The following is a 19,343-nucleotide window of genomic DNA, read 5'->3' as shown; positions in this document are numbered from 1 at the left end:
CCTCCAATCCGCCCTAGTTGAGGTGGTAAACGAAGACGCCGGCTATTTCCTCCCGCGTGATGCCGAGGCCATCCAGCGGTCGGGTGGCCACGCCGTCCCAGGGCGTACCAGCGAGTTGATTCGGCAGGACGACCACCGACCGGATGCCGCTCTGCCGGAGGAACGCGACGCTGCCCGGATCGGGGAAGCTCATGCTCATCGTGCGGATCTGCTCCTGGCTGGCCGGCACGAAGGCGGCGAGACCGTTGGCGACGCGGGGGAAGCCGTCGGTGGACCAGAGCATGACGTGCAGTTCCGAGAGACCGTCGCTCGGCAGGACCAGCATCGGCTCGGCCGCCGCCTGGATCGCCGCCGGCGCGGGCGGCACGGTGGGGTGAGGGGTGCGGTTGACGCCTTCGACCAGCACCAGCAGCAGCGGCGTGAGGAGCACGATCCGCCCGGCCAGTCGGGGCCACACCAGCTTGGGAAGCTGCCGCCCGAACTCGGTGACGGCACCCGCCGCGAGAATGGCGAGCAGCAGGCTCGTCCACACCATGAGGCGACCCGGGGTACGAAGCGCGTCCCAGCCGGGCAGCAGTCGCGACAACGTCAAATAGCCCGGATCGCCCTGCCCGACGAGGTTGCTGCCCAGGCCGAGGGCGCCGGTGACCAGCACACCGAGCCCGAGCAGTACGCGATGCCGGACCCGGAACACCGAGTAGCTCAGCCCGACCGCGGCCAGCACGATCAAGGTGATGCCGGGCAGCAGCGCCATCTCCGGCGGCCAGGTCAGCTGGGCACGGGCGCCCTCGAAGTAGTCACCCCACAACCACGAGTCCGCGGGTGCGACGAAGTATCCACGCAGTGGTGGGGAGAACATCTCGGTCCAGGAGAGGTCCCGGCGAGCCTGCGGATTCAGTTCCACCACCCGGAGGAAGGTGGTGCCGAGCCAGAGACAGACGCCACCGAAGACGGCGCCACCGGCCAGGTTGGCCAGCACCACCCGGCGGCCCAGCAGCCATTCGCCGCGCCGCCACCGGGACCAGGCGATGGCCACGGCCACCACCAGCCCGATCCCGGCCAGGACGTACACCAGCGGCAGCCCGATCCCGAAGCCGAGGCTCACCTGCCAGGCGGCGACCAGCCAACCGGCCACGATCCACCCGGGGCGGTGCAGCTCCGGCCGGTGGCCGCGGCGCAGCGACCAGCCGTGGCCCCGGGCCAGCATCGCCAGGCAGAGCGCGATGCCGCCGATGGAGAGGATGTTCAGATGACCGCTGTGGGCGAGCCGCCACGGCGCGAAGGCCCAGGCGATACCGGCGACGGTCGCCGCCGTCCGGCTACTGCCCAGCTGGCGGACCAGGGCGTACGCCCCGACGAAGGCGAGTGCGTAGGCCAGGACGAAGAGCACGTTGTAGCGGAACACGGCGGCCTCGACGCCGCTGCCGAGGAAAGCGGCAGGAGCGTAGCCGAGCAGCGTGTCGCTGTAGACGTAGGTGTACGACGCCGGAAAGAAGGTATTGGAGTGCCATAGGTTCAGCGGGTCGGTCAGCAGTGCGTGCCCGGCCCAGGCGACCTGCCATGCCTGCAATGTGGGATCCCCGATGTCGCCCGGGATGGTCGTCCACGGCTGTTTCAGGGTCGGCCAGGTGAGGAGCACGGCCAAGGCGATGCCGGCGAATGTCGCCACCACCCATTCGTGCCGCAGCAGCCGACCGGTCGTCGTCAGCCAGCCCGGTCCACGACTGGGTTGGGACTCCGGTTCTGCCTGTTCCGGGGCGGATTGCCGGCGGTCGGTAACAGAGGTTCCGAGAAGCCTTCGACGTATCGCCTGCACGTACCCTCCTGTTGCTGACCGGCGCCGCGGGTCCTAGCGTCGCATTGGTCGAAGGGTAAAAGCCATATCGACGGCTACCGAAACTTGTTCGGCCACCCAGCCCACACGCTGGGAAAGCGGGAAAAAGCGGATCGACTATCTCAGGACAGCTACAAATGAAAAACGTCCGGATCAGCGCCCGGCCGGCCGGGGCGTGCCGATCCTGGTGACGCCGGAGCCGTGTTCGACAAGTGGCGCGACCAGCGCGGCCAGTACCCCGCCGAGCAGCGGGAAGAGAATGAACACCCAGAGCTGTCCGAGCGCGTGCGTACCGGAGAAGAGCGCCGGCCCGAAAGCGCGGGCGGGGTTCACCGCCGCCCCGGTCAGCGCGACGCCGACCAGGTTCGCCACGCCCAGGGCCAGCCCGATCGCCAGGCCGGCGAAGCCGGACAGGTCCGTGCTGCGCTTGCCCACCACCAGCACGACCAGGACGAAGAGGAAGGTGAGGATGGTCTCCAGCAGCATCGCGCCACCGACGTTGATGTGGGTGCCGTAGCCGTTGGCGCCCAGCACACCGGTCTGGTCGGTCACCCCGCCCCAGCGCACCAGCACCCAGAGCAGGAAGGCGGCCAGGGCGGCCCCGGCGAACTGGGCGATCCAGTACACCACCGCCCCGAACAGCGAGATCTTGCCGGAGAGCAGCACGCCGAGGGTCACCGCCGGATTCACGTGACTGCCCGAGAGTTGGCCGATCGTGTAGACCAGCGCGAGCATCACGAACCCGAACGCCAGCGAGACCACCACCACGCCACCGTCGACGCGGGCCGCGATGGCGCTCCCCACGCCGAAGAAGACCAGCAGGAACGTGCCGATGAACTCGGCTACGTAGCGCCTGACGTCGACCATGGCGTCAGTCTTGCCCACCGGACCCCTGACGGTGAGCGTTTCGGCAGGTCAGACCCGGTTTAGGGGGTGTGAGGGCGGTTCAGGCGCCGGTATACCGGGACCAACCGCCGGTGCAGCGCCCGGTAGACGTCGAAGATCTTGTCGTAGGTCGCCCGGTGGGCCGGGTTCGGTGCGAAGACCCGGTCGGTACGCATCAACGCCGGAATGTCGGCGAAGCCGAGCAGCCCGGTGCCGACCGCGCCGATCCAGCCCGCGCCGCGCGCGTTGACGGCCAGCGGCTGGGCGTCGCGCCGGATCTCGACGCCGAGCACGTCGGCGAAGATCTGGCACCAGGAGTCCGACAGCGCGCCGCCGCCGGTGATGGCCAGCGAGGTGACCGGCGCACCGAGGAACCGGTCCACCGCTTCGGCCAGCCAGCGGGTGTTGAGCGCGACCCCCTCGAAGACCGCCCGCAACAGGTCCGAGCGGTTGGTGTCGAGGGAGATGTTGAAGAAACCGGCACGCAGGTTCGCGTCGTCAACCGGGGCGCGCTCGCCGTACAGCCAGGGGGTGTAGAGCACGCCGTTGGCGCCCGGCTGCACGGTCGGGATGATCGTGTCGAAGGCGTCGAAGATCGTTCCCTCGTCGCGGCTGAGCCGACCGGCGCTGAGCAGCGGGTCGTCGTACTCGACGATCTTGTCGCGGAGCCAGGTGAGGTTGGCGCCGGCGGTGGCCTGGAGGGCGGTCATCAGGTAACGGTCGCCGATGGCGCAGGGCACCGAGGCGATGCCGGCGGCGATGTCGGTCTTCTTCCGGGGCACGTGGGCCGCGATCCACGAGGAGGTGCCGACGTACAGGTGCGGGTCGTTGTCGCCGGTGGTGCCGGCGCCGATCGCCGCCGCGGTGTTGTCGATCGCCCCGGCGACCACCCGGACCGACGCCGGCAGCCCCAGGTGCGTGGCGGCTGCCGGGGTCAGCGTGCCGATCACCTCGGTGCAGGCGACGATCGGCGGAAGCTTCTCCGCGTCGACGCCGCAGTCGGCGACCAGGGCGGGGGAGTAGCGGATCCGGTCGGGCCGCCGGTTGTCGGTCACCCACGAGGTCAGGATCGAGTCGACGGTGGCCACCGTCCGCCCGGTCAGCTTCAGGTTGATCCAGTCGAGCACGTTGAGGAAGGTCGCGGTCCGCGCGTACACCTGCGGCATGGTGTCCCGGACGAAGAGCATGTGGGCCGCGGGGTCCTTGCCGGTGGGCGACGGCATCCCGCCGGTGAGCCGCAGCCACCGCGCGATGCGGCGCACCGACATCCCCTGGTACGCGGGGAAGCCGCCGAACTGTCGACGCAGGTGCGGTGCGCCCCGCATGTCGAGCCAGCTGATGCACGCCGTAAGCGGTTCCCCGGCGGCGTCCACGGCGATGGTCCCCTCGCCCTGGGTCGAGGCGCAGACCGTGCCGACCGCCCGCAGTTGCTCCGGATGGGAGCGGCCCAGCTCGGCGGCGACCTCGCCGAGCGCCGTCCACCAGGCGAGCGGGTCCTGTTCGGCGCCACCGCCGGGCAGCACCCGCAGCGGAACCGGCCGCTCGGCCCAGCCGGTGACCGTGCCGTCGGCGGCGACCAGGGCGGCCTTCAGCCCCGAGGTGCCCAGGTCGATCGCGAGGACCTGCGGCGGGCAGGCGGCCACCGGCTCAGACCCCTTCGACAAGCGCGAAGACCTGGTCGAACCGGGCGAGCGCGTCGTCGATGACCTCGTCGGTGTCGGCCATCGACGTGTACATCCGGGAGCCGGCCAGGGTGACGATGCCGTGCGCGGTGTACGCCGCACCCATCTGCTCCATCAGCCGCTTGCGGGCCTTGTTCTCCTTGAGCAGCTTGACCGGGTTGCGCATGTCCAACAGCATCACGCCGCTGCACTCCAGGTGCACGATGGACCCCTGGTTGTACGCGACGTACGGCAGCCCATAGGAGTCGATAAGCCGTTGCAGGCCCCGGGTCAGCCGGTCACCGGCCCGGCCGGCGATCACCGGGGCGTTGGTACGGGCCATCTCCTCGATGGCGAAGTAGCCGGCCGCGCAGGAGAGCGGGTTGGCTGAGAGCGTGCCGCCGACCTGGATGTGTGCCCCGCTCTTGCCGTCCAGCCCGGAACCGAAGACCGCCATCACGTCGGCCCGCCCGCCGACGCCGCCGGCCATCGGGTAGCCGCCGGAGACCGCCTTGCCGAACACGGTCAGGTCGGGAGTGACGTCGAAGTAGCCGGCCGCGCCGCCCAGCCCGAGCCGGAAACCGGTGACCACCTCGTCGAAGATCAGCAGTGCGCCGAACTCGTCGCACAACTCGCGGACCTTGGCGTTGAAGTCGCGCGGCGCCGGCCGGGTGCCGGACTCCGGGCCGACCGGCTCGACCACCACCGCAGCCGTGCCGCCGCGCAGCCGGTTCTCGATCAGCTTGCGCCTGAGCTGCCCGAGGTCGTGCGGGAAGGACTCCCGGGTGCGGGCGGTGGCGCCGAACGGGATGCCCTTGGCGTTCATCCGGTACGTGCCGGGCACCCGCAGCCCGTACACCATCGTGTCGGACCAGCCGTGGTACGCCCCACCGACCTTGATCACCATCTTCTTGCCGGTGAAGGCGCGGGCGCCGCGTACCGCCGCCATCACCGCCTCGGTGCCGGAACCGAGCGACCGGTACATCTGCACGTGCGGCATGAACCGGTGGATGATCTCGGCGAGCTTGAGTTCGTACTCGTGGAACAGGCCGGTCACCGGGCCGGACTCGCGGACCACCTCGGCGACCCGCTCGTTGACCGGGCCGTAGTTGCTGCCCAGGATGGTCGGGCCGCCGGCCTGGAGGAAGTCGATGTAGGTGTTGCCGTCCCGGTCGACCAGGTACGCCCCCTCGGCCTTGTCGACGGCGAGCGGAAACGGGTAGTTGAAGGCCAGGTTGTGCTGCACGCCGCCGGGGATGCGTTGCCTGGCCCGGTCGGTGATCTCCTTGCTGGCCCGGCACTTGGTGTCGAAGTAGTTCAGCACGTCAAGCAGCGCGTCGTGGCGCAGCCCGCGTACCGGCTGTGCGGTAAGCGCCTTCAGCCGGCGCATCACGTCGTCGACGTCGGGATACTCGCTTATCGCGTACCCGAGCCGGGCCGACTCGGCGCCCGGCTGCTCGTCCGTACCGTCGCTGATCGTGGTCACCTGGGCGGCTGTCGCGTCGGCGCTTGGCAGTTCCTCGTCGGCCGGTACCCGAACCGGCTCGACCGCCTCGGTGATCTGCGCGGCGATCCGCTTCTCGTCGGCCCGCAGCTTGCCGAAGGCGATCTCGCGGATCGCCGTGGGGATGGTGTAGACCTTCCCCGCCTCGCTGGTCAGCGCCAGCAGGTACGCGATGGAGACCTTCTCCAGCAGGGCCATGTTGAACACCGCCCGGTCCGGGTCGGTGCCCACCGCGACGACGCCGTGGTTGGCGATGATGAAGGCGTTGTCCCCGCTGGCCACCTTCTTCTGCACGTTGCGGGCGAGGAACGAGGTGCCCGACGGGGCGTAGTCGATGATGGCCACCTCGCGGCCGAGGAAACGCACCTGTTCGTCGGTGAGCGCCGGGATCGGTTTGCGCAGGAAGGCCAGCGCCGACGCGTACGGCTGGTGGGTGTGCACGATCGCGTTGACGTCCGGCCGTTCCCGGTAGATGTTGGCGTGCATCCCGCACTCGATCGACGGCGCCAGGCCGGCACCGGAGTCGTCGGGCACGTGCTTGCCGTCGAAGTCGACAAGGCAGATGTCCTCGACCCGCATCCGGTCGTAGTCGTAGTTGCTCGGGGTCACCGCGTACAGCCGGTGGCCGGGTACGCGCACCGAGACGTTGCCCTCGGTCGCCTTGAGATAGCCGCGGGCGAGCATCGTCCGGCACATGTCCACGACGTGCTGGCGGGACGTTCGGTGCTGCACGGTGCACTCCTCGGTCTCCTCGGCGGTGCCCGGTTGCGGGCGGGCGTCCATGGTCACCCGGACGGGACGCCGAAACACCGTCCCGCTGGCAGCGACAATCCCTGGCCTTTTTGTCCTGGCGTGACAAAATCGCGGGATGACCGCGCCCGGCTCCCCGCTGCCGTGGCGGCGCCTTCCCGCCGACCTGGCCACCGCCATGCGCCCACACCTGCCGGTGACGGTGGCCGCGGTGGCGGTCGCGGTCACCGAGGCCACGCCGGTCTTCGCCGGCATCGCCGACGACAAGTTCGGCCGCGACGTGCGGCACGCCGTCCAGGTCGCGCTCGACCGCTTCCTCGACCTGGTCGGCACCGACGAGCCGGCGCTGCCGGCACCCTTCCGGGAGGTTTTCGTCGCGCTCGGTGCCGCCGAGGCCCGCGAGGAGCGTGGACCGGAGGTGTTGCTCGCCGCGCTGCGGATGGCGGCGCGGCAGCTGCTGCGTACGGCGTCGCAGTCGCTCGCCCGGCTCCGCCCGGTCCAGACCGAGGAACTGATCGACCTCTCCGACGCGGTCACCGCGTACGTCGACGAGTTGGCCGCGGCGAGCACCGACGGGTACGCGCTCCAACTGCGCGAGCAGGCCGGTGAGGGCGACCGCCGCCGCCAACTCGCCGAGCTGCTGCTGCGCGGTGACGGCATGCCCAGCGCGGTCGGTGCGGCGGCGGCCCGGATCGGCTGGCCCGACCTGGACGCCGTGGTGCCCGTACTGCTTCCCCTCGACCAGGCCCGCGACGTGCGGTTCCGGTACGGCCCGGACGGCATCGTGGTTGAGCGCGGCCGGGACGCGGTGCTGCTGCTGCGGGCCGGTCCCCGGGCCACCCGGATCGCGCTGGCCGAGGCGCTGGCCGGGCGGTGGGCCGTGGTCGCCCCCGCACTGGCCTGGCCGCAGGTGCCGGCGGCGGTCCGGCTCGCCGAGTTGGCCGCCGGGCTGGCCGGGCCGGACCCGGGCCCGCTCTTCGTCGACGACCACCTGGTCGCGCTGGCCCTGCGCGGTGAGACGGGCGCCCTGGCGGTGCTCACCGCCCGCCGGCTCGCGCCCCTGGCCGACCTGCGTGCGGCCCAGCGGGAGAACCTGCTGATGACGCTGCACAGTTGGCTGCGGCACTGGGGTTCGCGGGCCGAGGTCTCCGCCGAGCTGTTCGTGCACCCGCAGACGGTCAGCTACCGGCTCAAGCGCCTGCGCGAGTTGTACGGCACCGACCTGGACGACCCCACCGCCCGCTTCGAGCTGCTGGTGGTGCTGGCCAGCCGCCTGGCCCACCCCCACCCACCTCACCTCGTTGATCATGAAGTTATTGGCACTGGCAAGCGCTTTCCCGGGTGGTAACTTCATGATCAACGGCGCGGGGTGGGCGGTGGGTGGCTGCGCCGGGCGTCGGGGTGTTGTTAGCCTGGGGGAGGCGCGGGAGGACCGCGCGGTGGGAATGGGGAGCGCGACGTGCTTTCGGGAGACGACGACATCTCAGGGTGAGCAGCCCCGCAGCCAGCCCCTGGGTGGGCGGCTGTCCAGTCGTAGCCCTGTCTTCCTGACCGGGGCGCCGGTCGCGTCCCGGCTTCCTTTCCAGAGGTCTGTCTGCCATGTTCGACGCTTGCGTCGTCTGCACCAACCTGTCCTTTTCCTGGCCCGACGACACTCCGGTGTTCCGGGAGCTGTCCTTCACCGTGCCGCCCGGCCGGACCGGCCTGGTCGCGCCGAACGGCGCCGGCAAGTCCACCCTGCTGCGGCTGATCGCCGGTGAACTCACCCCCACCGGCGGCGGCGTGACGGTCGAGGGCGTGCTCGGCTACCTGCCGCAGAACCTGCCGCTGACCGGAGACCTGAGCGTCGCCGAGGTGCTGGGCGTCGCCCCGGCGCTGGCGGCGCTGCGGGCCATCGAGTCCGGCGACGCCAGCGAGGAGAACTTCGCCGCGATCGGCGACGACTGGGACGTCGAGGAGCGCAGCCGCGCCGAACTGGATCGGCTCGGGCTGGGTGAGGTCACCCTGGACCGGCGGCTGGAGACCCTCAGCGGCGGGCAGGTCGTCTCGCTCGGCCTGGCCGCGCAACTGCTCCGCCGCCCGGACGTGCTGCTGCTCGACGAACCGACAAACAACCTCGACATCGATGCCCGGCACCGGCTGTACGACGTCCTCGAACACTGGTCCGGCTGCCTGCTGCTGGTCAGCCATGACCGGCAGCTGCTCGACCGGATGGACCGGATCGCCGAACTCGACGGCGGACAGCTGCGCCTGTACGGCGGCAACTTCACCGCCTACGAGGAGGCGGTGCGGGCGGCCCGGGAGGCGGCCGAACGCAACGTCCGCAGCGCCGAGCAGGAGGTCAAGCGGGAGAAGCGGGAGATGCAGCAGGCCCGCGAGCGGGCCGAGCGCCGAGCCGGCAATGCCGCCCGCAACCTCGGCAACGCCGGCCTGGCCCGGATCGTGGCCGGCGGGCTCAAGCGCAGCGCTCAGGAGTCGGCCGGGCGGGCCCGACAGGCCCACGCCAACCGGGTCAGCGAGGCCCAGGGCCGGCTCGACGAGGCCAGTCGGGCGCTACGGGACGACCAGACGCTGACCCTGGACCTGCCGGAAACGAATGTGCCGGCCGGCCGGACCCTGGTCGAGGCCGAGCGGACGCAGATGTGGCACGACGCCCGGCCGTTGTTCGCAGGCGACGGCGTCGACCTGACCATCCGGGGCCCGGAGCGGATCGCGTTGACCGGACCCAACGGTGCCGGCAAGTCGACGCTGCTGCGCCTGCTCTGCGGTGAGCTGACACCGGAGGGCGGCCAGGTACGCCGGGCCGACGGTCGGGTGGCGTACCTGTCGCAGCGGCTGGACCTGCTCGACGCAGAGCGTACGGTCGCGGAGAACCTCGCCGCGTACGCGCCGGACCGCCCGCCGGCCGAGCGGATGAACCTGCTGGCCCGGTTCCTGTTCCGGGGCGATCGGGCCCACCTGCCGGTCGGCGTGCTCTCCGGCGGCGAACGCCTGCGGGCCACCCTGGCCTGCGTCCTCTACGCCCAGCCGGCGCCGCACCTGCTCCTGCTCGACGAGCCCACCAACAACCTCGACCTGGTCAGCGCGGGTCAGTTGCAGAACGCGTTGGACGCCTACCGAGGGGCTTTCGTGGTGGTCAGTCACGACGAGCGGTTCCTGCACGACATCGGCGTGCGGCGGTGGCTGCGACTCGACGGCGCCGGGCTGCGCGAGATCCCGGCGCCCGAGGCGGGGTGAGAATCAGTGCCCGTCCGGCGGTAGCGCGTAGCGCCGCAGGGTGACCGGGCTGCCGTCCGGAGTGGTCCAGTCGGCCGGCTCGGTGGCGGTGTGTCGCCAGCCGTCGCGCTCGTACAGCGCGACGGCCGGCGACCGGCGGCCCTCGACGACCTCCAGGATCAGCTCGACCCGGTGCTCGGCGGCCCACCGCCGCGCCTGCCCGAGCAGGGCGGTGCCGACCCGATGCCGACGCAGGGCGGGCGCGACGAAGAGCCGGGCCACCTCCGCGCGCTCCTGCTCGTCGTCAGCGGGTGGGGCGTGGTGCAGGGCGAGGTGCCCGACCAGCCCGACACCGTCGGCCTCGGCGACCCACGCGTGCCGCAGCCCCGGCGGGCACAACCAGCGGTACGGCTCGACCGGCCAGTTCAGCGGGTAGCCGTCCGAGTGGTGGACCTCGGCGAGCAATCTGACACAGTCGGGCAGGTCGGCGGGGTGACGATCGCGCACGCTCAGCGGGTTCACCGCCCCATTCTGGGGCGTGTCCGACCAGCGACGCCCGACAGGCAGGGTGGTCCGTCGGGCTGCCTCCAATAACCCTCTTATCCTATGGGAAATATATGTGCTCTGGGTCACATTTCTCCTGACTGGTCGGTGCTGAGCAGGTTAGGTTTGCGGGCATGAATCGAAGCACCCGCCTGATCCGGCGCCGCTTCGTCGACTTTCTCCGGGTGGCCAGCGGCATCTGTTGAGTCGGGCGGCCCGAGCAGCCCGACCGACCCGCACCGCCGCGGTTCGCGGCGTGCGCCCCAGCTTCCTTCGCCGACCGTCCGGTCGGGTCGGTGCACCGACCCGACGCGCGGTGTCGATGACGACACCGAAGACGGCGGCACCCACTGACCTTCTTCGACCCACCCACCCGGCAGCGGCGCAACTGGTGGTTGCCGTCTCGTACCCCCTCGTGCCCGCACGACCAGGAGACCTTCCGTGCCCAGAACGAAGACCACGGCCGTACTTCTCGCCCTCGCCCTCACCGCCGCGTCCGCTCTCGCCGGTTGCGGCCGCAACACCGCCACCGCCTCCGGCCAACAGGTGACCGAGCTGCGCTACCAGGGCAGCGTCGGCGCCGTCACCCTGCCCGAACTCGCCGAAGACCTCGGCTACCTCGACGGCATCACGCTCAAATGGATCGGCAACACGATCAGCGGGCCGCAGGACATCCAGGCCGCCACCACCGGCGACACCGAGTTCGGCGGCGCCTTCAACGGCGCGATCGTCAAGCTGGCCGCCGCGAATGCCTCGATCACCGCGGTCATCGGCTACTACGGCGCCAACGAGGTGACCTACAACGGGTTCTACGTCCTTGACGAGAGCCCGATCCGGTCGGCCCGCGACCTGATCGGCAAGCGGATCGGCGTGAACACCCTCGGTGCCCACTCAGAGGCGGTGGTCAAGACCTACCTTGCCCGCAACGGCCTCAACGACGACGAAATCAAGCAGGTCGAGCTGGTCGTGGTGCCACCGGTCAACACCGAGCAGGGGCTGCGCCAACGCCAGATCGACGTCGCCGCGCTCGGCGGTACCCTGCGCGACCTGGCGCTGGAACGCGGCGGGATCCGGCCGCTCTTCACCGATCACGAACTGCTCGGCACCTTCACCGCCGGTAGCTACGTCTTCCGGGACGACTTCATCAAGGCCAACCCGGACACCGTCCGCACCTTCGTCACCGGCGTCGCCAAGGCCATCGAGTGGTCGCGCACCCAGCCTCGGGAAACGGTCATCGCCCGGTTCGAGGACATCCTGCGCAAGCGGGCCCGCAACGAGGACAACGGCCAGCTGAAGTTCTGGAAGAGCTACGGCGTGGCCGGCCCCGGTGGGGTGATCGCCGAGAGCGAGTTCGGCACCTGGGTGGAGTGGCTCAGCCGCGAAGGCGAACTGCGCGGCAAGAAGGTCGTCGCGGCCGACCTCTACAGCAATGAGTTCAATCCGTACCGCGAAGGGGGCGAGCTGTCATGACCCACGACGAACCGCAGCCGAAGATCCGGTTCGACGGGATCGGCAAGGTGTTCCGGGCCCGTGGCCGCGCCGTCACCGCACTCGACGACATCAACCTCGACGTCGCCACCGGCGAGTTCCTCGTCCTGGTCGGCCCCAGTGGCTGCGGCAAGTCCACCCTGCTCGACCTGCTCGCCGGGTTGGCCGAACCGACCGCAGGGCGGATCCTGGTCGACGGGCGACCCGTCACCGGTCCCGGCCTCGATCGGGGCGTGGTCTTCCAGCAGTACGCGCTGCTGCCCTGGCGCACCGCGCAGGGCAACGTCGAGTTCGGACTGGAGGCCAAGGGGGTGCCCCGCCGGGACCGGGCCCGGCAGGCCCGCGACTACCTGGACCTGGTCGGCCTCGCCGGGTTCCACGACCGCTACCCGCACGAGCTGTCCGGTGGGATGAAGCAGCGGGTCGCCATCGCCCGCAGCCTCGCCTTCGACCCCGACATCCTGCTGATGGACGAGCCGTTCGCCGCCCTCGACGCGCAGACCCGCGACAGCCTCCAGGACGAACTGCTGCGGATCTGGCAACAGACCGGCAAGACCATCGTCTTCATCACTCACGGCATCGAGGAGGCGGTCTACCTCGGTCAGCGGGTCGCCGTGCTCACCTCCCGCCCCGGCCGGATCAAGGAGATCGTCGAGATCCCCCTCGCCGGCCGGACCGACTCCGAGGACCTGCGTTCGGATCCCGAGTTCACCCGCTACCGGCACCAGATCTGGAGCCTGCTGCGCGACGAGGTCAGCCGCGCCCAGGACCAGGAACTGGCCCGCGACCGTCAGGAGGCGAGCCTTGTCTAGCACCGTCACGTCCAGCCTCACCGTCGCCCGGCCGGTCGACCCGGCCCCGACCACTCCGGGCGAGCCGGCACCGGAACAGCCGTCCGCCGCCGGTCCGGCGCGACGTCCGGGCGTACGCGCGACCGTCTGGGCGGTGACCGTCGGCGGTGCTCTCGCCGCCGCCACCAAGCGAATCGTGGCGATCGGCCTGCTCGCCGCCGCGTGGGAGGTCTTCCCCCGGCTCGGACTCGTCGACGCCACCTTCCTGCCGCCGCTGTCCGAGGTGCTCGCCGCCTGGTGGTACCTCGCCACCAGCGGTGAACTGACCACCCACCTCCAGGCCAGCCTGTTGCGCTCGCTCGGCGGCTTCGGGTTGGCAATCGTCATCGCCATCCCGCTCGGCCTGGTCATCGGCTGGTACGGACCGGTGGCCACCCTGCTCAACCCGCTGCTGGAGGTCTTCCGCAACACCGCCGCCCTGGCGCTGCTGCCGGTCTTCGTGCTCATCCTCGGGCTCGGCGAGACCTCCAAGGTGGCGATCATCCTCTACGCCTGCGCCTGGCCGATCCTGTTGAACACGGTCAGCGGCGTACGCACCGTCGACCCGCTGCTGATCAAGTCGGCCCGGTCGCTCGGGCTCAGTCCGGTGCGACTGTTTCAGAAGGTGGTGCTGCCGGCGGCCGTACCCACCATCTTCACCGGCGTCCGGCTCGCCGGGGCGTACTCGATCCTGATCCTGATCGCCGCCGAGATGGTTGGTGCCAAGGCCGGCCTGGGCTACCTGATCAACTACGCCCAGTACAACTTCGCGGTGCCGGACATGTACGCCGGAATCATCACGATCTCCGCCATCGGCCTGCTCGTCAACCAGCTTCTCGTCCAGTTGGAGCGGCGCTTCTCCACCTGGCGCACCCAGTGACCGCGTCCCCCGCGTCCCCACCCGACCCGGCCGCACCCGACCCGGCCGCGTCCCCGCCCGAACCAGTCGCGCGAGCCGCCTCGACCCAAGGAGACCCCAGATGACCCTGACCGACACCCGCGTGCGCGTACACCGCATCGGCGGCCGGATCGGCGCCGAGATCACCGGCGTCGACCTGGCCGACCCGCTGGACGACGAGACCATCGCCGCCATCAACACCGCACTGCTGCGGCACAAGGCGCTGTTCTTCCGGCAGCAGCAGCTCGACGACGCCGCCCAGCTGCGGTTCGCCGCCGCCCTCGGCAACCTCACCACCGCCCACCCGACCGTGCCGTCGCTGTCGGGCAGCGAACACATCCTGCCGGTGGAGGGCGGAAAGGGGGCTCGGGCCAACAACTGGCACACCGATGTCACATTCGTGCTCACCCCACCGAAGGCGACCACCCTGCGCAGCCTGGTCGTTCCCGAGTACGGCGGGGACACCCTGATCGCGAACACCGCCACCGCCTACACCGACCTGCCCGAGTCGCTGCGTCGGCTCGCCGACGGGCTCTGGGCGGTGCACACCAACGACCACGACTACGTCCAGCACCCGCAGTTCAGCAGCGCGGAGGCGGAGGAGCGGCACAAGGTCTTCGTCTCCACCCGCTACCAGACCGCCCACCCGGTCGTCCGGGTCCACCCCGAGACCGGAGAGCCGAACCTCTTCATCGGCGGCTTCGCCCAGCGCCTGATCGGACTCTCCCGGACCGAGTCGCGCGACCTGCTGCGCCTGTTGCAGTCCTACGTCACCCGGCCGGAGAACGTCGTACGCTGGCGCTGGGCCCCCGGTGACCTGGTGCTCTTCGACAACCGGACCACCCAGCACTACGCCGTGGACGACTACGGCGACCTGCCGCGCCGGCTGCACCGGGTCACCGTCGCCGGTGACCTGCCGGTCGGCCGCGACGGTCGGCACAGCCACGTGATCGAAGGCGACGCGGCGGCCCACTACACGCCGAACCCGCAGGACGCCCGATGACGGCCAGGACGGGCCGGCCCGGCCAGCTTCACCTCAACGCGTTCCTGCTGAGCGTCGGGCACCACGAGGCGGCCTGGCGGCTGCCGGAGAGCGACCCGTACGCCGACAGCGACGTGGAACATTTCCGCAACCTGGCCCGGATCGCCGAACGCGGCCGTCTGGACTCCGTCTTCCTCGCTGACGGCCCGGTGTTGTGGAGCAACGTGGCCCGCCGTCCGGCGACCGCGCTGGAACCGACCCTGCTGCTCACCGCGATCGCCGCGAGCACCAGCCGGATCGGCCTGATCGCCACCGCGTCGACCACCTACAACGAGCCGTACAACCTGGCCCGCCGGTTCGCGTCGCTGGACCACGTCAGCGGCGGCCGGGCCGGCTGGAACATCGTCACCACCGCAGGGCTGGACGCGGCCCGTAACTTCAACCTGGACAGCCTGCCGGCGCACCGCGAGCGGTACGAGCGAGCGGCCGAATTCGTCGAGGTGTCCCGCAAACTCTGGGACAGCTGGGCCGACGACGCGATCCTCGCCGACAAGGCGGCCGGGGTGTGGGGCGACGAGCAGCGGATCCATCCACCGGCACACACCGGCCGGTTCTACCGGGTCGCCGGGGCGCTCAACGTGCCCCGGTCACCGCAGGGCCATCCGGTGCTGGTCCAGGCCGGCTCGTCGGAGAACGGCCGCGACTTCGCCGCCCGGTACGCCGAGGCCGTCTTCACCGCGCACCAGAGCCTCGGTGCGGCCCGCGACTTCTACCAGGACCTCAAACGTCGGGCCCAGCGGTACGGCCGGCACCCCTCCGGGATCAAGGTGCTGCCCGGCATCGTGCCGATCCTCGGCGGCACCGAAGCAGAGGCCCGGTCGCACGCCGACGAACTGGCCGAACTGATCAAACCCGAGTATGCCCTGCCGCAACTGGCCGAACTGCTCCAGATCGGCGTCGAGGAACTGCACCTGGACCGGGAACTGCCGGAGAACCTGCCCAGCGAGGACGAGATCGAGGGGGCAAAGAGTCGCCGTACCCTGGTGGTCGAACTGGCCCGCCGGGACCGGCTCACCGTGCGGGCGCTGATCGCCCGGCTCGGCGGTGGCCGCGGCCACTTCACCGTCGCGGGCACCCCCGAGCAGGTCGCGGACCTGATCACGGACTGGTACGACGCGGGTGCGGCCGACGGCTTCAACGTGATGCCGGCGGTGCTGCCCCGAGGGCTCACCGAGTTCATCGACCAGGTGTTGCCGATCCTGCGCGCTCGTGGCCTGTTCCGTACCGAGTACGCCGGCCGTACCCTGCGCGAACACTACGGGCTGCCCCGGCCGGTGCCGCACCGGCCGAGCGTTGACCCGGTCGTCGGGGTGCCGGTCGTCCGGGAGCCGGTGACCGAACCGGCCACCCGGTGACCGCCGCCGGCCCAGCGCCAGGCGGCGGTCCCGGGCCGGCGGCACCGCGTACCCGGATCGTCGGGGCCCGACCGGTCCCGACGGTCCGGGTACGACGCGGACCGGTGTTCGCCGTGCTGTGTGTGGCGACGGCCGCCTACTCGGTGCTCTCCGCCCCTCAGGTAGCGGACCGGGGTTCGCCGGTGGCGCAGAGGTCGTCGCGGGCCCGGGGTCGTACCCCGATCGCGGACATCGCCTCGGCGTAGCGCCGGTACGCCTCGCCGGCCTCGCCGTGGCGGCCCGCCGCCAGCAACGTCCGGATGAACTCGGCGTGCACGCCCTCGTCGCAGGGCTCCAGTTCGAGTGCCCGGCCGAGCTGCCGGACGGCCTCGTCGACCTGGTGCGCCTGCCGGGCCAGCGCCGCCAGCCGGCGCACCACCCGCAGATAGCAGCGTCGCGCCTCGTCGCGGGTGGCCCGTGCCCAGTCGTCGTACGGCTCGTCCTCCAGGAAGTCGCCCTGGTAACGCCGGTCGGCGAGGAGGAGGGTGGCCCGTGCGTCGGCGGGCTCGCCCTGCTCGGCGAGGCGGAGGCCGTGCGCGGACTCGGTGAGGAACTCCTCGACGTCGAGTTCGACGTGGCTGACGTCGAGCGCCAGACTGGCGTGTGCCGCGACGACGAAGTGGTCCGTCCCGCAACGACGCTCGGGGTCGAGGACGGCGCGCAGGGTGGAGAGCGCCACGGAGAGCCGATGGCCGACCCGGGCCGGATCCTGGCCGGGCCAGAGCAGCTCACCGAGTTGCTCCCGGGACACCGCGCGGCCCCGTCGGGCCGCGAGGATCCGCAGCAGGTCCCGCGCCTTGCGGGACTGCCACGCGGTGGCCGGTACCGGCGTGCCGTCGACGAACAGCTCGAACCGGCCGAGCGTGCGGACCCGGACCCGGTCCACATCGGCCGGCTGGCCGGCGGCCGGCACCGGCACCCCGACCGCCGTCAACCGCTCGGCGGCCAGCCGGGCGGCGAGGCGCTCCGCCGCATCCGCGCCCGGCAGCCGGCCCAGCAGCACCGCCACCCGGTCGGCCGCCACCCGCGAACCGATGTCCCGCAGCATCGCCAGCGCTTCCCGCCAGACCCGGCGGGCGGCCTCCGCGTCGGTGGTCGCGGCACCGTGCAGCTCCAGCGCCTCGGCCAACGCCGCGTGGTCGCGATGTCGCCGGGCCGCCTCGGCGGCCGTCGCCGCCACCTCGGCCGCCTGCCGCCGGTCCCCGGTCTCCAGGGCCACCCAGCCGAGCGCGAGCCGGGCGGTGGCCGAGTCCGGCCCGCGTTCCAGCTCGACCGCGCGCCGGGCCAGTGCGATCGCGGTGGCGGCGTCCTCGCCGGCCAGCAGCCGGGCCAGACCGGCGAGCGCCGGCACCTGGGCCTGTCGGTCGGCGGCCGGCTCGCTGGCCCGCAACGCCTCCTCGTACGCCGCCCGGGCCAGCGTGGCGCGACCCCGCAGCGCGTGGATCTCACCGATGCCCAGCAGCCCGTACGCGACCTTGCGGGAGCCCATCCGTTGCAGCAGCGGCACGGCCCGCTCGTAGCACGCCATCGCCTCGTCCAGCCGGCCCAGCCGGACGTACGCGGTGCCTTCGTTGCACAGCGCCAGGGCGAGCATCGCGGCGTACCCGTTGGCCTGGGCCAGCTCCACCGCGGGCCGCAGCTCGGCCAGGGCCTGCGCGTAACGTCCCTCACCGACCAACGCGGACGCCCGGTTGGCGCGGATGCGGGTCACCTGCACGGTGTCCCGGGCGGACTCGGCCGCCCGCAGCGCCTTCTCGTGATGCTCGTCGGCGCCCGGCCGGTCACCGCGCAGCTTTGCGGCCAGCGCCAGCGCGGAGTGCGCCGCAGCGAGCGTGTCGTTCCCGCCCACCGCCACCGCCTCGGCCAGCGCCCGCCGGGCATGGTCCCGGCACCCGGTGGCGTCCCCGCTGATCCAGTACGCCGCCGCGCTCCAGGCGAGCAGACGCACGTTGTCGACGGAGGGGTGCGGGTCGAGCCGACCGCGCCGGAAGAGGTCGACCGCGCCCCGGGGCTCGCCGCGCAGGTAGTGCACCAGGCCGTACCGCCAGGCCAGGCCGGCTGGCAACTGCTCCCGCCGCCCGGCCAGCGCCGCGTACCCGGTGATCGCGGCATCGAAGTCACCGAGGATCTGCAACGCCTCACCGTGCAGCAGACGCAGCTCGTCGCAGCGGGCGGGCTCGGGCAGCGACCGGTAGGCCGCGACGACCTCCTCGGCGTCACCCGAGGTGAGCATCCCGGCGCCGTGCTCGGTGAGCAGCCGGGCCGTCTGCTCGGCGGCACCAACCAGGGCGTACGACCGCAGGGCCGGCACCGGGCAGCCGCGCTCGGCGTACCAGGGCGCGGCTGTCGCGTGCAGGCGGGTCGCCGCGACGGTGGAGAGCGGCAGCCACCGACGGAACACCTCGGCGACGATCGGCACCATGCGGTAGCGCTGCCCGTCGGCGGTCAGCGGACGCAGCAGGCCGGCCCGGGCCGCCCGGGCCAGCAGCGCCCCGCCGCGCCGGTGCCCGAGCAGTTGGCACAGGTCGGGATGGACCGGATCGAGATGTGCGGCGTCGCGCAGCAACCGGCGCAGCTCCGCAGGCAACTCGGCGAAGACCTCCCGGACCAGGTACGACTCCAGTGGGCTGCCCGCCTCGGCCAGCTGCGCACCGTCGGCGCCGCTGGCGGTGGCGGTCTTCGCGGCCAGGGCGACCAGCGCCGGCCACCCGGCGGTGGCGGCGTGGATCCGGGTGGCGAGCACCCGATCGGCCATGCCGTGCTCGGTGAGAACCGCCGTCACCTGCTCCGGCGAGAGCGCCAGCTCCGCCGGCCCGTACTCGACCAGGAGGCCCGCCTGCCGGTGCCCGACCGGTGCCGGCGGTTGCCGGGTCAGCACCACCGTCCGGAGCCGCCGGGGGAGCAGTTCCACCGCAGTCAGCAGTGCCTGCGACTGCCGCCGCGACAGTCGTGGCACGTCGTCCAGGACCAGCCAGCCGGGTGCGCTGACGGGCAACTCCGTGCCCCACCGGGCGGCGAACCGTTCCGGATCGTCGATCGCCTCGGCCACCGCCTCCGTACCGTCACACCAGCGCGCCGCCCGGTCGCGCAGCCAGCCGCGTACGGCGAGCGTCTTGCCGTAGCCGGCGGCGGCGACGACGAAGACGCACCGCCGGCTGAGCATCCGATCCTCCGCCACGGCCATTCGACGCCTTCCGCCTCGCAGTTGGTCCACCTCTATTTGGCGCCTCGCGGGCCGCGCTGAACACGCCAGCGTCGCCGTTGCGACAGCAGCGAAACCGGCGGCTTTGACGCCACT

General features: G+C 71.8%; 13 protein-coding genes. 7 read left to right on the top strand and 6 right to left on the bottom strand.

The window, feature by feature from the left end:
- Nucleotides 1-13: 13 nt before the first annotated feature.
- The 4 genes from AC507J_RS12955 to AC507J_RS12940 all read right to left on the bottom strand — a co-directional run bounded on the left by AC507J_RS12955 (nucleotide 14) and on the right by AC507J_RS12940 (nucleotide 6,667).
- The gene (locus tag AC507J_RS12955; RefSeq protein ID WP_496289477.1) at nucleotides 14-1,708 is read right to left on the bottom strand and encodes a hypothetical protein; all 1,695 of its coding nucleotides are present in this window, start codon (nucleotides 1,706-1,708) and stop codon (nucleotides 14-16) included.
- Between the two features lie 279 nt (nucleotides 1,709-1,987).
- On the bottom strand, nucleotides 1,988-2,701 hold the full coding sequence (locus AC507J_RS12950) for an MIP/aquaporin family protein (protein ID WP_496289379.1): 714 nt from the start codon (nucleotides 2,699-2,701) through the stop codon (nucleotides 1,988-1,990).
- A 59-nt stretch (nucleotides 2,702-2,760) separates the two neighbouring features.
- Nucleotides 2,761-4,383, bottom strand: a complete 1,623-nt coding sequence (locus AC507J_RS12945) for a xylulokinase (protein ID WP_496289378.1) — start codon at nucleotides 4,381-4,383, stop codon at nucleotides 2,761-2,763.
- Nucleotides 4,367-6,667 carry an aminotransferase class III-fold pyridoxal phosphate-dependent enzyme gene (locus AC507J_RS12940; protein WP_496289476.1) on the bottom strand — a complete coding sequence of 767 codons (2,301 nt, stop codon included), beginning with the start codon at nucleotides 6,665-6,667 and terminating at the stop codon, nucleotides 4,367-4,369. Before AC507J_RS12940 ends, AC507J_RS12945 begins: the two co-directional genes overlap by 17 nt.
- Nucleotides 6,668-6,752: 85 nt before the next feature.
- Here AC507J_RS12940 and AC507J_RS12935 point away from each other — a divergent pair, with 85 nt between their 5' ends.
- Nucleotides 6,753-7,982 (top strand): PucR family transcriptional regulator, encoded by a 1,230-nt coding sequence (locus tag AC507J_RS12935; protein WP_496289377.1) that lies wholly within the window; start codon nucleotides 6,753-6,755, stop codon nucleotides 7,980-7,982.
- A 251-nt stretch (nucleotides 7,983-8,233) separates the two neighbouring features.
- The gene (gene abc-f / locus AC507J_RS12930) at nucleotides 8,234-9,871 is read left to right on the top strand and encodes a ribosomal protection-like ABC-F family protein (protein WP_496289376.1); all 1,638 of its coding nucleotides are present in this window, start codon (nucleotides 8,234-8,236) and stop codon (nucleotides 9,869-9,871) included.
- A 3-nt stretch (nucleotides 9,872-9,874) separates the two neighbouring features.
- On the opposite strand, the gene AC507J_RS12925 is transcribed toward abc-f, so the two are convergent.
- Nucleotides 9,875-10,372, bottom strand: coding sequence for a GNAT family N-acetyltransferase (locus AC507J_RS12925; protein WP_496289375.1), 498 nt, complete (start codon nucleotides 10,370-10,372; stop codon nucleotides 9,875-9,877).
- Nucleotides 10,373-10,834: 462 nt separating this feature from the next.
- Here AC507J_RS12925 and AC507J_RS12920 point away from each other — a divergent pair, with 462 nt between their 5' ends.
- From AC507J_RS12920 to AC507J_RS12900, 5 genes are all read left to right on the top strand, one after another.
- Nucleotides 10,835-11,863: an ABC transporter substrate-binding protein gene (locus tag AC507J_RS12920; RefSeq protein WP_496289374.1), complete on the top strand. Its 1,029-nt coding sequence runs from the start codon at nucleotides 10,835-10,837 to the stop codon at nucleotides 11,861-11,863.
- On the top strand, nucleotides 11,860-12,693 hold the full coding sequence (locus AC507J_RS12915) for an ABC transporter ATP-binding protein (RefSeq protein ID WP_496289373.1): 834 nt from the start codon (nucleotides 11,860-11,862) through the stop codon (nucleotides 12,691-12,693). Before AC507J_RS12920 ends, AC507J_RS12915 begins: the two co-directional genes overlap by 4 nt.
- Nucleotides 12,686-13,591, top strand: coding sequence for an ABC transporter permease (locus AC507J_RS12910; protein ID WP_496289372.1), 906 nt, complete (start codon nucleotides 12,686-12,688; stop codon nucleotides 13,589-13,591). Before AC507J_RS12915 ends, AC507J_RS12910 begins: the two co-directional genes overlap by 8 nt.
- Before the next feature lie 100 nt (nucleotides 13,592-13,691).
- A complete protein-coding gene (locus tag AC507J_RS12905) occupies nucleotides 13,692-14,612 on the top strand; it encodes a TauD/TfdA dioxygenase family protein (protein WP_496289371.1) in 921 nt (306 codons plus the stop codon).
- Nucleotides 14,609-16,006, top strand: coding sequence for an LLM class flavin-dependent oxidoreductase (locus AC507J_RS12900; RefSeq protein WP_496289370.1), 1,398 nt, complete (start codon nucleotides 14,609-14,611; stop codon nucleotides 16,004-16,006). Before AC507J_RS12905 ends, AC507J_RS12900 begins: the two co-directional genes overlap by 4 nt.
- Nucleotides 16,007-16,163: 157 nt before the next feature.
- On the opposite strand, the gene AC507J_RS12895 is transcribed toward AC507J_RS12900, so the two are convergent.
- Nucleotides 16,164-19,208: a tetratricopeptide repeat protein gene (locus AC507J_RS12895; protein WP_496289369.1), complete on the bottom strand. Its 3,045-nt coding sequence runs from the start codon at nucleotides 19,206-19,208 to the stop codon at nucleotides 16,164-16,166.
- Between the last annotated feature and the right edge of the window lie 135 nt (nucleotides 19,209-19,343).

This window comes from Micromonospora sp. PRAS1, from assembly GCF_059553435.1.
Note: the sequence above shows the minus strand (reverse complement) of the source record. Positions and strands in the feature narration are given on the sequence as shown.

Coding starts and splice junctions, on each gene's coding strand:
- AC507J_RS12950 (WP_496289379.1), bottom strand. CDS start 2,701: ATGGTCGACGTCAGGCGCTACGTAGCCGAGTTCATCGGCACGTTCCTG.
- AC507J_RS12940 (WP_496289476.1), bottom strand. CDS start 6,667: ATGGACGCCCGCCCGCAACCGGGCACCGCCGAGGAGACCGAGGAGTGC.
- AC507J_RS12935 (WP_496289377.1), top strand. CDS start 6,753: ATGACCGCGCCCGGCTCCCCGCTGCCGTGGCGGCGCCTTCCCGCCGAC.
- abc-f (WP_496289376.1), top strand. CDS start 8,234: ATGTTCGACGCTTGCGTCGTCTGCACCAACCTGTCCTTTTCCTGGCCC.
- AC507J_RS12915 (WP_496289373.1), top strand. CDS start 11,860: ATGACCCACGACGAACCGCAGCCGAAGATCCGGTTCGACGGGATCGGC.
- AC507J_RS12905 (WP_496289371.1), top strand. CDS start 13,692: ATGACCCTGACCGACACCCGCGTGCGCGTACACCGCATCGGCGGCCGG.
- AC507J_RS12900 (WP_496289370.1), top strand. CDS start 14,609: ATGACGGCCAGGACGGGCCGGCCCGGCCAGCTTCACCTCAACGCGTTC.
- AC507J_RS12895 (WP_496289369.1), bottom strand. CDS start 19,208: ATGCTCAGCCGGCGGTGCGTCTTCGTCGTCGCCGCCGCCGGCTACGGC.